Below are 12,935 nucleotides of genomic sequence, written 5' to 3' on the forward strand. Positions count from 1 at the left end.
AAGGTTTTTTTGTCTAGAATTCGAACAAGCATTGTGAATAAGTCAGAGTCATCCGTAAATTTATGCTCAAACCGTATTAAGAACACTACCGAAAACGTTTCTAACAACTCGTTACTTACCCATTGATTGACCACTTGTTATGCGCTAGATTACTTACAAATCAATATTAGGACCCAACCATGATCGTATCTGTCGACATTATTCCATTCAGGCTATCTGGCTGTGCCGATAAGGGATTGGAAGTGTTGTTGATTAAACGTTCAAATCCAAATCGGCCATACCATGGAGTCTGGGCACTACCGGGCGGATTTGTCTTTGATAAAGACTTAACCAGTGAAGGCGGACGCCCGGCCGATGAAAACTTTGAAGCGGCGCGTCGCCGAATTTGCCGTGAGAAAATCCATACCTACCCTCGCCATTTTAGCGAAGCGTTTATCGACGGTGATCCAAAGCGCGATCCAGAAGACTGGAGCTTAAACATTACGCACTACGCCTTAGTTGATCGTAACAATGTAGAGCAAATAAATAATGCAGGTGTACCGGAATGCCAACTTAAATGGTTTTCGCTACAGGCTATTCTCAATGGAGAAGAAACCCTCGCATTTGATCATCAAAAAACCATTGAAAAAGCGTGGCAAAAGCTTCGTGCATCCATTGAATACACATCGGTTCTTTTGTTTGCATTAGACAAAGAGTTTTTGGTTGCGGACATCATTTCTGCTTATCAAGAGTTTGGTATTGATATCAGCCGAATGACGATTAAGCGCCGCTTGATAGATTCAGGCGTACTAAAACCCACTAATAAAGTCGCTTCAACCAACAAAGGCAAAGGTGGAAAACCCGCAATGGTATATACGCTGACTAGCGACGAAGTAACCTTTTTTCAAAACTGTTTGCGTGGATAAACGCAGACAATCAGACAGACAAGGAGTCTGCCATGACTGTTCGAGTAAACTATCAAACTACAGCAGTGATCGACGTTGATCCAGAGAAAGGCTTTAGTGAGTTATGTCCAGATGAACTGCCCGTTGCAGGTGCGTTGGAAATCGTACCGGAGCTTTTGAACAATCATGCCAAAGGCCGATTAAAACTGGTCAGTCGTGACTTGCACCCACCGAAAGCAAAATGGGATGCAGAATCGCCAGCCAATATGCTTGAGCCCGTTGGTTTACCGAATGTGGATATAAAGTGGAACCGTCACTGTGTGCTTGGCACAACAGGTTCTGAGCTGCTAGATGGCTTACCACCCGTGTTGGACTATGATTTTCAAGTTAATAAAGGTATGGATCCTGACGCGCACCCTTACGGTATTTTTTTCCATGATATTGCCGACACCAAAACGACAGGCGCGCATGAATTTCTAAAGTTCAACGGGATTGATACCTTAGTTATCGGTGGCCTTGCCTTAGACTTTTGTGTGAAAAAATCCGTCATGCAAGCGCTGGAACTTGGCTACAATGTGGTAGTTAATCTTGCTTCAACTCGTGCGGTGCTGCCTGATAATGTAGAGAATGTGCTGACAGAACTCAGAGATAATGGCGCATTATTTGTCGAAAAAGCGGACGACATCATCGTAGAAAAGTTCGCCTAGAAACGATAGTAACCGAGAAGGATTTCACCATGCATCAACATGAAAAATTGAATTACGTTGAATTTGGTTCCACTAATGTCAGTGCGACCAAACAATTTTTTGAGCGTGCTTTTGACTGGAGCTTTACCGATTATGGTCCAGAATATTCTGCATTTTCAGGACAAGGATTGGATGGCGGATTCTTCAAATCTGAGTTTATAAACCAAACCGCAAATGGTGGCGCACTTTTAGTATTTTATAGCTCAGACATTCAGGCCACTCAGACAAAAGTAGAGCAGCATGGTGGAAAAATTATCCGCCCTATTTTCGAATTCCCCGGCGGCTGTCGATTCCACTTCACTGAACCGAGTGGAAATGAATTCGCAGTATGGTCAGAGAGCCATTAAGTCATCACAAATCAACAACACACTATCAACGTGATCCCAAGCTAGCCAGATCCGGAACTGGCATTACATTTCTGGTTGACCTCATCCTTGGTTTAATTCACTGTTAGCGCAACAATTAATCGATGAGGCGCTAGACCTCGACCAAGGATGTCAAATGACTGCCGTCAGTTTTTTTCGCTTACTCTGCCTCGCTGCTATTTGGGGTGGCTCGTTTCTGTTTATGCGAGTCGCCGCCAACACATTCGGGCCGGCTTACTTAATCGAATTTCGAGTTACATTTGCCGCCGTCGCTTTGTTATTGATCGCCGTATATTTGAAGAAGAAACTCACGTTAACTGCGCATACTAAACACTTCTTTATTATTGGCTTATTCAATAGCGCAGTTCCATTTTTACTCTTTGCGTACGCAGCCCAGACACTGAATGCATCAACTTTAGCAATATTGAACTCAACCGCCCCAATATGGGGAGCACTAGTTGGCTTTGTTTGGTACCGCAGCCCACTCACAGCGAAATCTGTTCTCGGTATGCTAATAGGCATTGGAGGCGTTGCAGTCTTGGTCGGCTTAGATACTTCAACCATAGGTGAAGAAGCCATGCTCCCTATTGCCGCCAGTTTGATGGCTTCTTTCAGCTATGGCATTGCTACCAACTACACTAAAAATGCGCCACAAGTACCAGCTTTTGACAATGCTCACGGCAGCATGTGGGCGGCGGTTATTTGGGTACTGCCGCTGCTACCATTCTTACCAATGCGTGCAGAACCAAGTCATTTCGAATGGAGCTCTGTTGTCACGCTCGGCGTTGTATGCACAGGGTTCGCTTATTTGCTCTATTTCCGCTTAGTTTCTGATATCGGCCCAGCGTCAGCACTGACTGTCACTTTTCTTGTTCCTGTTTTTGGTATCTTATGGGGCTACTTGGTGCTAGATGAGCCCGTCGGCTCTAACACCATCATAGGAACAATTCTAGTGCTTAGCGGCACTATGCTAGTCACCGGTTTCTCCCCAACAGCAATGCTCGCGAAGCGAAAACAAAGCGTTGCTTAATCAGCCTAATATAACTTCCACACCTCGCTTTTTGATTTGTTCAAGGTCGCTTTTCGGAGCGGCTTTGTCAGTCAGCAGCACTGATATTTCGTCAGTCTTACCAATTGATGAGGGATAAATTTGCCCAAATTTACTAGAATCCGTTAGAACAATATTGCGCCTTTTTTTCGCAATGATGGTTTCTGCGATCTCAGCACGCATCATGTCGCGGCTAGTAAAGCCAGTGTCTTGATGGAAGCCGTCAATACCCAAGAAGGCTGTGCTGAAATGAATGTTCTCAATACACAACTTAGTCAGCGGTCCGACCAAACTCTCGCCTTGGTGCTGATATACGCCACCAAGCAAGATAATGTTGGCAGAAGTGTTACGGATGAGATGGGCGATATACGCCGATGGCGTAATGATGGTCACATCGCCGCGCTCAGCCAAAGTCCGAGCCAACAACGCATTGGCACTGCCCCCTTCAATCAGCACTGTCTCATTCGGTGCGACCAAATCCGCAGCTTGGTTTGCGAGCGATTGTTTAATATCGAAACGCACTTCTAGGCGGGCATCAATGTCATCACTTTGCAACGCGGTAGCTGCGCCGTGAACGCGCTTTAGGTAGCCCTGTTGCTCCAGAAAGTTCAAATCCTGTCTGATGGTCACACCCGACACGCCAATGATGTCAGAAAGCTCCGTGACTTGAACGCGTTTACGGTCGTTCACTAATTGCAGGATTTCATTTTGTCTTGGGTTCACAGATTCGCTCCTTATTGATGAGCTTACAGTATACTCACCTGATGTTTCATATGAAAAGAACTTGAAAGTAAAAAGGAAAAAACGCGTGGTCTGATTAGCCAAGCTGCACCTTGCGAATATCGCTCCCATCAACAGATAATAGGGCAACGAAAATGGGATGGAAGAAGAGGGGTTAGATCCCTACATACCAACAAAGGTAAAGACTAGGATAAAAGTAATGGAAGAAATTTACTTCGCAGGCGGTTGCCTTTGGGGCGTGCAAGAATTTATGCGCCACCTTCCGGGCGTAATCAACACAGAAGCCGGGCGAGCAAATGGCACAACGGATAACACTCAATCCGAATACGATGGCTACACAGAGTGCGTGAAAACCCAGTTCGACCCTGAGCAAGTTTCGGTTGAAACTTTAATGGGGTATTTGTTTGAGATAATCGACCCTTACAGCGTTAACAAGCAAGGTGAAGACGTAGGTGAGAAGTACCGTACTGGTGTTTATAGCCAAAACGAACAGCATCTCACCATCGCGAAAGCGTTTATCGCAGCACGACCGGACGCCGACAAGATCGCCGTAGAAGTACTGCCACTCACAAATTATGTGCCAAGTGATGATGAGCACCAAGACAGACTCACAAACTTTCCGAATGATTACTGCCACATCCCATTAGATTTACTACATAAATACAGGGATAACTCGTAACCATTCAGTCAGCATCGCTTTAAAAGGCAAGATGCATATCAGTTTAAATCGATGCCTTCCACTAATGACAATGTCATTTCTGCCGCCGATATTTCCTTACAACCCGACGAGTTTTGTCCGCACCACAACGGTGTGAATTCATCTCGGTTTTGCTTTTCCATAAGCGCTCTTAGTTGAGCCATTTCAATGGAGGCGTATGGGAATTTCGGCGCAAACTCACTGATGTAGCCTAGCTCCGACATCGCGCGATTCACAATGCCTCTCGCTGGTCGGCCCGAGAAAACATTGGTCACAGCGGTATGTTGCGCGCGTTCACTGGCAATGGCATATCGATGTAAAGACGATGTTTTCGCCTCATCACACAACAAATAGGCGCTGCCAACTTGAACGGCACTCGCTCCTAATCTCAACGCGGCTTCCACCCCACTTCTATCAGCGATTCCGCCTGCAGCAATAACAGGCAAATTCACCCGTTTGGCGATTTGTGGTAATAACGCCATCAAACTTAATTGAGTAGTTAAATCATCCGATAAAAACATACCTCGGTGTCCACCAGCCTCCAAGCCTTGGGCGATAATACCGTCAACGCCTTTTGCTTCTAGCCAAAGTGCTTCGTCCACCGTAGTCGCTGACGAAAGGATCTTCCCTCCCCACCCTCTAATTCGAGCTAACAGATCATCGTCTGGCAAACCAAAGTGGAAACTGATCACTGGCGGTGCAAATGGTTCAATCGCGTCAGCAATATCATGATTGAAAGGCATCCTTGTCGGAGCGTTTGGCTGAGCCTGAACGGTTGCATCAACCTCGGAAAAATACGGTTGCAGCGTTTTTTGCCACTTTTCGTGCTTGTTGGCGTCATACTCCGGCATTTCATGGCAAAAGAAATTGAGGTTAAACGGTCGGTTAGTTGCCTGCTTGATAAGTTGAAGTTCTTTTACGATGGCGTCTTTGTTCAGCATTCCACAAGGTAACGAGCCAAGCCCGCCAACATTACTGACGGCTATGGTCATTTGGCTGTCTTGCACACCGGCCATTGGCGCTTGAATAATCGGTAACTCTGTTCCCAAAAGTGTATTAAATACCTTGTTTATCATGCTCTTTCCTTGAAAACTTAACCTTTACCTGTGATGGATCTGCGCCATCGTTATCCAGACTAGACTTTCACATGATTAACCGCTTATAAAGTTAAAGTGATGCATTTGTGCGCTATGCACTTTTGATAGAAATGACAAAGGGAGCCTATGGCTCCCTTAATATGCTGAATAACAAGAATCAAAGTGACTATCGTACGACATCTGATTCAAGCTCTAGCTCTGCTACAGACAGCATGGCAAACTCTTCCTCGGCGGTTGCTGCCACCAGTTTGTTGCGGCTGTATAACCCATAATAAACACCACCGATAAGAAACAATCCCATTGTCATGAAGAAGGCTGAGGGATCAAAAGCATAAACACCTGTCATTGCGATCAAAGAAAGCACCAGAGAAATACTCGAAGTAATTATCCCACCAGGCGTTTTATATGGACGAGTTAATTCCGGCTGTTTAATTCGCAATAAAATATGGCTCAAGGACATTAATGCGTACGATACAGTCGCACCGACAACAGCCATCGCCAAGATTAAGTCCCCCTCACCCGTAAGTGAAACCAAGAACCCAAAAACGCCCGGAACCAAAAGCGCACGAGAAGGCACTTTTTTGTCACTGGTTAATGACAAAGTTTGCGGTAAATAACCCGCGCGGGAAAGCGCAAACACCAAGCGACTGTAACCATAAATGATTGAAAAGAAAGAAGCGATAAGGCCAGCCAATCCAAGTAAGTTCACGGCCATTGCTACCGTTGAATTGCCCGTAAGCTTTAGGGCGTCAACTAATGGCACCGCGCTATCGCCTATGACCTTTGAGCCAACCGCACCAGCCAAAAGGACGACTACGAGAGTTGCGGTTAGCAATAAAAACAGCATCGCACCAATGATGCCTTTGGGAACATCTTTTGCCGGATTTTTTGCCTCCTCTGCCGCTAAAGGCACACCTTCAACCGCAAGAAACAACCACATTGCAAATGGCAACGCAGCCCATACGCCATACCACCCAAACGGCAAGATTTCTGTTGCCTGAGCCGTCGCCGGAGCAATATCGAATAAGTTATTAACATCAAAGTGACCAATAAGCACAGCAGCAGTAATGAGAATAGCTAGCACAGCCAAACCGCTGATGACCATCATCACTTTGAGAGCTTCGCCAACACCTGCCATATGAATAGCGATAAAGACGGCGTAGAAAAGTGCGTAAACAACAGGGCCATCGATACCAACCAATTCATTCACGGCTGAGCCAATAAAAATCACTATCGCAGCAGGCGCGAGCGCATATTCAATCAAAACTGATAAGCCAGTGAAAAAGCCGCCTGTCGGCCCCATCGCCTGTCTTGCGAAGCTGTAACCACCACCCGCAGCAGGAATAGCCGCAGACATTTCAGCTAAAGACAATACTAGCGTGAAATACATTACTGCCATCGCGATAGCAGCAATAAGAAAGCCTCCCCATCCTGCTTGAGCGATGCCAAAGTTCCAACCGGCGAAGTCACCAGATATAACATACGAGACACCTAAGCCAGCAAGTAAAATCCAACCTGCGGTGCCTCTTTTTAGCTGCCTTTTGGCCAAGTACTCCTGATGTTTAGACATAGTAAATCCTTCTACTTTGATGAAATTAAAAAGTTGTCGCTGTGTTTATCTTCAACGCTTGCGCCACTTGGCTCATTGATATCTGAGCGATCTTTCAGATTCACTCCTGACAGTTGTAATTTTCGAGCTTCCTTGAGCAAGTAAAATGCGCGTTCACAGGCATCGTCATAGTTGAGCCCCTGAGGGCGCACATTGGAAATGCAGTTTCTTTGGGAATCTTTAGAGCCTCGTTTAGCCCCCCAAGTGAGATACATACCCATGCTATCCGGAGAAGTTAGACCGGGTCTCTCTCCAATTAAAACCAGCACGGCCTTGGCGTTAAAACATTCACCAACATCATCCCCTACCGCTACTCTTCCTTGCTTTACGATTGTGATAGGTGCGAATTTCCATTGATGTTCATCACCAGCGCTTAAAAGAGAAATCAATCGAGTAACAACAGGCACGGCATGGTTTTGAATTGCGACGGAAGAAAGTCCATCAGCAATAACAATCGCAAGATCAATGTCAGTGTTATGCTCATTTGCTATCGAGTTGAGCGTTTGCCAAGAAGATTCATCAAGCAGCCTTCCTAAATCGGGCCTTTGCAGGTACATAAGCCGGTCACTCACTTGACTGCTAACTATGACAGGAGGTTCTAAGGTATTTTCAAGAATCGAGTAAGAGTCCGATAAACCAGCAACGAGAGAGTCAACATTCAAACTGCAATGCACTGCATCCATAGCTTGGGCGTGATCCAGCTGAAATGAGAGTAACTCGTTGGTTGGTACACTGTTCCCGCTGCGACCCAGAGCGATCCGAGCAGAGGTGAAGTCGCGTAACTTGCCCCAAGGGTTATGTGTGACAACTTCAGACTCATCTTGTGGGGACTGAGCAATGGTGATTACTTTACCCATGAGAATACCCCTTATTCACTTGGTTAATTGCTCCCGAAAACGAGCGAGAGATTTGCTCACTTAACCGAACGTCTTGCACGCTCTCGAAAATCTGCATCTCCATTAACCATTGTTCAAACTCTGGTGCTGGCTTCAAACCGAGTACTTTTCTTGCGTAAAGGGCATCGTGAAATGAGGTAGTTTGATAGTTGAGCATGATGTCATCAGACCCTGGAATACCCATGATGAACGAGCACTCGGCCACACCTAATAGTGTCAGCAAGTTATCCATGTCATTCTGATCGGCATAGGCATGATTGGTGTAACAGATATCGCAACCCATAGGTAAACCAAGCAACTTCCCACAGAAATGATCTTCAAGCCCAGCACGAATGATCTGTTTGCCATCAAACAGATACTCAGGGCCAATAAACCCAACAACTGTATTAACCAACAAAGGATCGAACTGTTTCGCGACAGCATAAGCACGGGCTTCACAAGTCTGTTGATCGACCCCATGAAATGCATTCGCAGACAGCGCGGTACCTTGTCCGGTTTCAAAATACATCACATTGTTTCCTACGCTACCTCGATTCAAAGACAACGCGGCTTCATGGGCCTCTTTCAAAATCGACAAGTCGATTCCGAAGGTATCATTCGTCCCTTGCGTGCCACCTATCGACTGAAAAACGAGATCGACTGGTGCACCCATTTCAATGGCTTCGATCGTGTTCGTTACATGAGTTAACACACAAGACTGAGTCGGTATTTGATAGTGTTGAATCACCTCATCCATTAAGTTCATTAACTTGATAGCTTGAGGCACATTATCTGTTGCCGGATTGATACCGATAACCGCGTCGCCATTTCCGTACATCAGGCCATCAAAAATGGTCGCTGCGATACCGTTGAGAGAATCAGTGGGATGATTCGGCTGTAAGCGAGTAGACAGGCGACTCGGCAAACCAATCGTATTCCGAAAAGCCGTGACAACTTGGCATTTTTTAGCAACGAGAATCAAATCCTGGTTGCGCATAATCTTACTGACTGCGGCCACCATTTCTGGTGTTAAACCTTGACGAATTTTAGCCAACGTTTCACCATCGGCTTCTTCACTCAGCAGCCAATTTCGAAAATCTCCAACCGTCAAGTGCTCAATCGGCTTAAAGGCTTCAAGGTCATGCGTATCGATAATTAGACGAGTGATATCGTCGCTTTCGTATGGAATAACCGCCTCGTTAAGAAACGTTTTAAGTGGTAACTCAGACAGCGCCATTTGTGCGACTACACGTTCTGCCGCTGACTGAGCACAAACCCCGGCTAACGCATCGCCTGAGCGCTCCGGTGTCGCTTTCGCCATCAAGTCAGCTAATGACTTAAAGGTATAGACTTTACTTCCTTGTTGCCGACGATAAGTTGCCGTCATTGCTCTTCCTCTTCACTATTTGGTTCGCTTTTTGCTGAACTATCAATAAGCTTTAAGAAAGTATTGCCAAATGTGTTCCGTAGCGTTATCAAAAACTGGCAACATTTATAAACCAATAATAAACAATGAGTTATGTAAATACTGCTCCAACATGACTCACAAAAAAGGAATGAGCATCACAAGGATGAGTAACCAAATGCCCCAAACTGCACCAATGCTGTGCATCCATCACACTAAGGATGCAAACCAACAAGCTGCGAGTCTGATAAACTGGCAACAGGAATATGACCAACTCAGCGATGGTCGATTTTTAGGTCAAATTCGAGAACGACGATTTCCCAATTTCCATGTATTTCGTGAAGACAGTAACCGCTCGCTAAGACAGCAATGCAGGGTTGAACAGGGAGGTATTTGGTTGGGTTTGAGTACGGAAAATAAGCCGCTACACCTAAATCACAGTCAGTTTAATTCAAGCCAACTTTTGCTTAGGCAAGGTGGCGCTGATTTTGAGTTAATGACACCGGAGCAGTTTTCTATCTATGGAATAGTGCTCGACAAAAACTTCGTTCACATCATAGAAAATCAACTTGAGCTTGGGAGCATCCAAAACAACACATTACACTTAACGGGTTTGACGGAAAAACACATTCAACAACTTAAATACTACTTAGGCACGTTACTTGGTTCCGCCGAGCCAAGATGGTCTGAAACCACACATCAAGCAATCTTAAAAGATATTGTGCTGGAGTTGTTCTCACTCAGTTCACTGCACACGAGCCATCCGATATCAATCTCTCATCGTCAACACGTGATGCACCGTATAAAACAACAGCTACAGGATCTAGACTACCGTACACCGATAACCGTCAGTGAACTGTGTGATGCAGTACACGTCAGTCGTCGCACACTACAGTACACCTTTGAACATTGCTGTAATACTTCCCCAAAGCAGTTCATACATCGAATGCGCCTGAATCAAGTACGTAGAGTGCTACAAAGCCCTGAAGATAATCGAACAATTGCAGAAATCGCTTTTGACTTTGGTTTTTTCCATCTCGGGCAGTTCAGTCAAAGCTACAAGCGGCTATTTGGTGAGACGCCAACTGAAACGAGAAAATGGGAGTCCAGCAAATAAAATGACAGGCAGTATATTCTTTCAGATCCTGCGTTGGGGCCATGTTATGCAGTCGCAATGATTTGCTGAAACTTAGCATGAAGCTCTTCAAGTGCCGCTTCAACATCCGGTTCTGCACGGCTCAAGTGCGAGATTAACGTCATAAAATAGCAGTCAAAAATCAGCGGTATTTTTCCCTCAAGGACGGAGCTTCCGTTTACAGATTGAAACAAAGCTTGGTTAAACGACTGATAATAATCCAAATCCCAAATCACTTCTTTCAACAAAGCTCGGCTCAGCTCAACGTTCGCAAAATAGTAGCGATAGTATTTCTCCGTCAGCGCCAAACCAATGTCGATATCGGTTTTACCTTCCACACTGACTAGCGTTTCTTGGCTGATCTGTTGCAGTTGCGCCAGCATCCCTTCGCGCAAAATCGACAGTTTAGTCGGGAAATGGCTAAACACTGTACCATCGGCTACTCCTGCTTCTCTCGCTATCTGCCTTGTGGTCGTCATGTCATAGCCATTTTGAGCAAAAGATGCCCATGCGGCTTTTAGAATTTTATCTCTGGTTTGTTGTCGCTTCGTCATTGATGTGTCTGCTTAATGAGCCTGAAAGGATCATACCTTGCGTGGTTGAGATTGACAAATTGAGCGCGCTCATTTATAAAATTGAGCATGCTCATTTTATATAAAAACAAAAGGAATCGCTCATGTACGTATTAAACAAACTAGGCCAAGGATTGATTTTCTTCCCGACCATCTTCTGCTTTTCGTATATTTTAAGACCGATATTAATGGTCATCCTTATTCCAGGAGGACTCGCACTTTTGGCGTTAATCGGTGGCGCAGAAGTCAGAGCGGAACTCAAAGCCATGCTGCTTGAGGAGTTTTTTGGCGTTAGCCCATCGCACACCACCTCGAAAAAGGCGTGAGTGCGCTACAAACGTTGGCAAGGCTAAGTAAAAAAGAAAACGCGCAGATATCGAGATCTCAATACCTGCGCGTAGATGCGGTGAAAATAAGACTGGCTTTAGTCAGTATTCATGTTCTGGCCAATTCGCCATAAAACGCCACTAGGGTCAAACAAACAACATTCGCGCATGCCCCAAGGTTGCTCGACTAGCTCTGTCAAACGCGAACCAAATTCCTCATGACCCACTTTGGATAAGTGCTGATGCCAACTTTCCGCGTCTTCTACGAGCAAGTGCATCATGAAGTTATTGCCGTGTTCTGACTCATAAAAATTCTGTAAAAGAAACGCGCAGCTACCTTGAGAGAAGTATGCTACATCACCGAAGTCCGACGCCATTTCAAAGCCAATCGCCTCATAAAAGCGTTTTGATAGCGCGTAATCTTTCGCCGGAACAAATGATTTGATTTCAACAATATTGAGGTTTTCCATTTCCAATTTCCTAAGCCTTTTTCCATAAAACTGACTGACGTAATCTCGCTCTATGCCTTCTATTCGCCTTGCGTGATCTGCTGTGATGACAGTGGCACACACTCTGCCATTTGCGTTTGTAACCACGTGATAAATTTATGTTCGAGTTCTGTACGCTTTTTATCTTGACTCAATAAAACGTAATTGCAACTTGATGGAGAAAACCCAAATGGTGCGACCAAATTACCACGCTTAATATCGTCCATGACAAAAGGATACGATCCCATTGCGACGCCTAAGCCATCCACTGCGGCTTGTATGCAAAAATAAAAATGCGCGAATGATTGCTGAGTGTTGCCGTTGAAAGTTTCACAACGTGTTGATTGCTGCCAATCCGCCCAAGCATTCGGTCTGGTTTGGCTATTCAACAATCGAGCTGCTTTCAAATTGTCTTTAATGGATTGCCAATACTCAGGAGAAAATACCGGCCCCACCCACTCTTCCACAAGAATGGTTTTGTCGTAATCGTGATGCTGCGCAAAATCGTCTCGACGAATCGCCATCGAAAGCCCAGTTGATCCTAATGTTACCGGGCCACCAGCCGTCGACAAACGAACATCAGCACGGTGTTCATCATTAAACGCGGCCAACCTTGGCATCAACCAGCGCATGGTTAATGTCGGTTCACAAGACACTTCAAGATGCTGATGCTTCTCTTGAATAAGCGTATTCACGCCTGTTTCTAGCGTTTGGAATGCCGTTTCTGTGTATGTCTTGAGTAATTCGCCTTCTGCCGTCAACACGACTTTCCTGCCCTCTTTGAAGAACAAAGGTTGAGACAGATATTGCTCAAGTTGCTTGATCTGCTTACTCACGGCTCCGTGGGTAATGTTCAGTTTGTCAGCCGCTTCAGTGTAGCTTGAAGAACTCGCCGCAACGTGGAAGACATAAAAAGATTTCAGGTGACGCATCTGTGAGTTTTTCTC

General features: G+C 45.5%; 15 protein-coding genes. 7 read left to right on the forward strand and 8 right to left on the reverse strand.

The features are described from left to right. Positions 1-179: 179 nt before the first annotated feature. The 4 genes from R8N47_RS09670 (at position 180) to R8N47_RS09685 (ending at position 3,025) form a co-directional block, all read left to right on the forward strand. Positions 180-905 (forward strand): NUDIX domain-containing protein, encoded by a 726-nt coding sequence (locus tag R8N47_RS09670; RefSeq protein WP_005373953.1) that lies wholly within the window; start codon positions 180-182, stop codon positions 903-905. A gap of 32 nt (positions 906-937) precedes the next feature. Then, positions 938-1,591, forward strand: a complete 654-nt coding sequence (locus R8N47_RS09675; protein WP_005389657.1) for an isochorismatase family protein — start codon at positions 938-940, stop codon at positions 1,589-1,591. 29 nt (positions 1,592-1,620) lie between these two features. Further along, a complete protein-coding gene (locus R8N47_RS09680; protein WP_042523322.1) occupies positions 1,621-1,977 on the forward strand; it encodes a VOC family protein in 357 nt (118 codons plus the stop codon). Between the two features lie 154 nt (positions 1,978-2,131). Continuing rightward, positions 2,132-3,025 (forward strand): DMT family transporter, encoded by an 894-nt coding sequence (locus tag R8N47_RS09685; protein ID WP_064354514.1) that lies wholly within the window; start codon positions 2,132-2,134, stop codon positions 3,023-3,025. Here the strand turns inward: R8N47_RS09685 and R8N47_RS09690 are convergent, their stop codons facing one another. After that, positions 3,026-3,766, reverse strand: a complete 741-nt coding sequence (locus R8N47_RS09690) for a DNA-binding transcriptional regulator YciT (RefSeq protein ID WP_017635127.1) — start codon at positions 3,764-3,766, stop codon at positions 3,026-3,028. Between the two features lie 217 nt (positions 3,767-3,983). Here R8N47_RS09690 and R8N47_RS09695 point away from each other — a divergent pair, with 217 nt between their 5' ends. Next, complete coding sequence (locus R8N47_RS09695; RefSeq protein WP_033906299.1) at positions 3,984-4,463, forward strand: peptide-methionine (S)-S-oxide reductase; 480 nt, start codon at positions 3,984-3,986, stop codon at positions 4,461-4,463. 38 nt (positions 4,464-4,501) lie between these two features. On the opposite strand, the gene R8N47_RS09700 is transcribed toward R8N47_RS09695, so the two are convergent. The 4 genes from R8N47_RS09700 to R8N47_RS09715 form a co-directional block, all read right to left on the reverse strand. Then, positions 4,502-5,557, reverse strand: coding sequence for an NAD(P)H-dependent flavin oxidoreductase (locus R8N47_RS09700; protein ID WP_042523324.1), 1,056 nt, complete (start codon positions 5,555-5,557; stop codon positions 4,502-4,504). A gap of 187 nt (positions 5,558-5,744) precedes the next feature. Beyond that, positions 5,745-7,148, reverse strand: coding sequence for an ethanolamine permease (gene eat / locus R8N47_RS09705; RefSeq protein ID WP_005373969.1), 1,404 nt, complete (start codon positions 7,146-7,148; stop codon positions 5,745-5,747). A gap of 11 nt (positions 7,149-7,159) precedes the next feature. After that, the gene (gene eutC, locus R8N47_RS09710) at positions 7,160-8,044 is read right to left on the reverse strand and encodes an ethanolamine ammonia-lyase subunit EutC (protein WP_064354513.1); all 885 of its coding nucleotides are present in this window, start codon (positions 8,042-8,044) and stop codon (positions 7,160-7,162) included. Continuing rightward, a complete protein-coding gene (locus tag R8N47_RS09715) occupies positions 8,037-9,449 on the reverse strand; it encodes an ethanolamine ammonia-lyase subunit EutB (RefSeq protein WP_053349343.1) in 1,413 nt (470 codons plus the stop codon). The genes eutC and R8N47_RS09715 overlap by 8 nt, the downstream gene beginning before the upstream one ends. Positions 9,450-9,633: 184 nt before the next feature. On the opposite strand from R8N47_RS09715, the gene R8N47_RS09720 reads away from it, so the two are divergent. After that, the gene (locus R8N47_RS09720) at positions 9,634-10,584 is read left to right on the forward strand and encodes a helix-turn-helix domain-containing protein (RefSeq protein WP_064354512.1); all 951 of its coding nucleotides are present in this window, start codon (positions 9,634-9,636) and stop codon (positions 10,582-10,584) included. Positions 10,585-10,628: 44 nt separating this feature from the next. On the opposite strand, the gene R8N47_RS09725 is transcribed toward R8N47_RS09720, so the two are convergent. Further along, the gene (locus R8N47_RS09725; protein WP_005373975.1) at positions 10,629-11,156 is read right to left on the reverse strand and encodes a TetR/AcrR family transcriptional regulator; all 528 of its coding nucleotides are present in this window, start codon (positions 11,154-11,156) and stop codon (positions 10,629-10,631) included. A gap of 122 nt (positions 11,157-11,278) precedes the next feature. Here R8N47_RS09725 and R8N47_RS09730 point away from each other — a divergent pair, with 122 nt between their 5' ends. After that, entirely contained in the window at positions 11,279-11,500 is a 222-nt protein-coding gene (locus R8N47_RS09730; protein ID WP_017635120.1) for a hypothetical protein, read from the forward strand. Between the two features lie 98 nt (positions 11,501-11,598). Here R8N47_RS09730 and R8N47_RS09735 read toward each other — a convergent pair whose 3' ends face one another. Both R8N47_RS09735 and R8N47_RS09740 read right to left on the reverse strand, forming a co-directional pair. Then, positions 11,599-11,970 (reverse strand): VOC family protein, encoded by a 372-nt coding sequence (locus R8N47_RS09735; protein ID WP_054865462.1) that lies wholly within the window; start codon positions 11,968-11,970, stop codon positions 11,599-11,601. A gap of 59 nt (positions 11,971-12,029) precedes the next feature. Further along, entirely contained in the window at positions 12,030-12,920 is an 891-nt protein-coding gene (locus R8N47_RS09740) for a LysR family transcriptional regulator (protein ID WP_005388706.1), read from the reverse strand. Between the last annotated feature and the right edge of the window lie 15 nt (positions 12,921-12,935).

The sequence above is a fragment of the Vibrio sp. 2132-1 genome, assembly GCF_033344315.1.

Coding starts and splice junctions, on each gene's coding strand:
- R8N47_RS09670 (WP_005373953.1), top strand. CDS start 180: ATGATCGTATCTGTCGACATTATTCCATTCAGGCTATCTGGCTGTGCC.
- R8N47_RS09675 (WP_005389657.1), top strand. CDS start 938: ATGACTGTTCGAGTAAACTATCAAACTACAGCAGTGATCGACGTTGAT.
- R8N47_RS09680 (WP_042523322.1), top strand. CDS start 1,621: ATGCATCAACATGAAAAATTGAATTACGTTGAATTTGGTTCCACTAAT.
- R8N47_RS09685 (WP_064354514.1), top strand. CDS start 2,132: ATGACTGCCGTCAGTTTTTTTCGCTTACTCTGCCTCGCTGCTATTTGG.
- R8N47_RS09695 (WP_033906299.1), top strand. CDS start 3,984: ATGGAAGAAATTTACTTCGCAGGCGGTTGCCTTTGGGGCGTGCAAGAA.
- R8N47_RS09700 (WP_042523324.1), bottom strand. CDS start 5,557: ATGATAAACAAGGTATTTAATACACTTTTGGGAACAGAGTTACCGATT.
- eat (WP_005373969.1), bottom strand. CDS start 7,148: ATGTCTAAACATCAGGAGTACTTGGCCAAAAGGCAGCTAAAAAGAGGC.
- eutC (WP_064354513.1), bottom strand. CDS start 8,044: ATGGGTAAAGTAATCACCATTGCTCAGTCCCCACAAGATGAGTCTGAA.
- R8N47_RS09715 (WP_053349343.1), bottom strand. CDS start 9,449: ATGACGGCAACTTATCGTCGGCAACAAGGAAGTAAAGTCTATACCTTT.
- R8N47_RS09720 (WP_064354512.1), top strand. CDS start 9,634: ATGAGTAACCAAATGCCCCAAACTGCACCAATGCTGTGCATCCATCAC.
- R8N47_RS09725 (WP_005373975.1), bottom strand. CDS start 11,156: ATGACGAAGCGACAACAAACCAGAGATAAAATTCTAAAAGCCGCATGG.
- R8N47_RS09730 (WP_017635120.1), top strand. CDS start 11,279: ATGTACGTATTAAACAAACTAGGCCAAGGATTGATTTTCTTCCCGACC.
- R8N47_RS09735 (WP_054865462.1), bottom strand. CDS start 11,970: ATGGAAAACCTCAATATTGTTGAAATCAAATCATTTGTTCCGGCGAAA.
- R8N47_RS09740 (WP_005388706.1), bottom strand. CDS start 12,920: ATGCGTCACCTGAAATCTTTTTATGTCTTCCACGTTGCGGCGAGTTCT.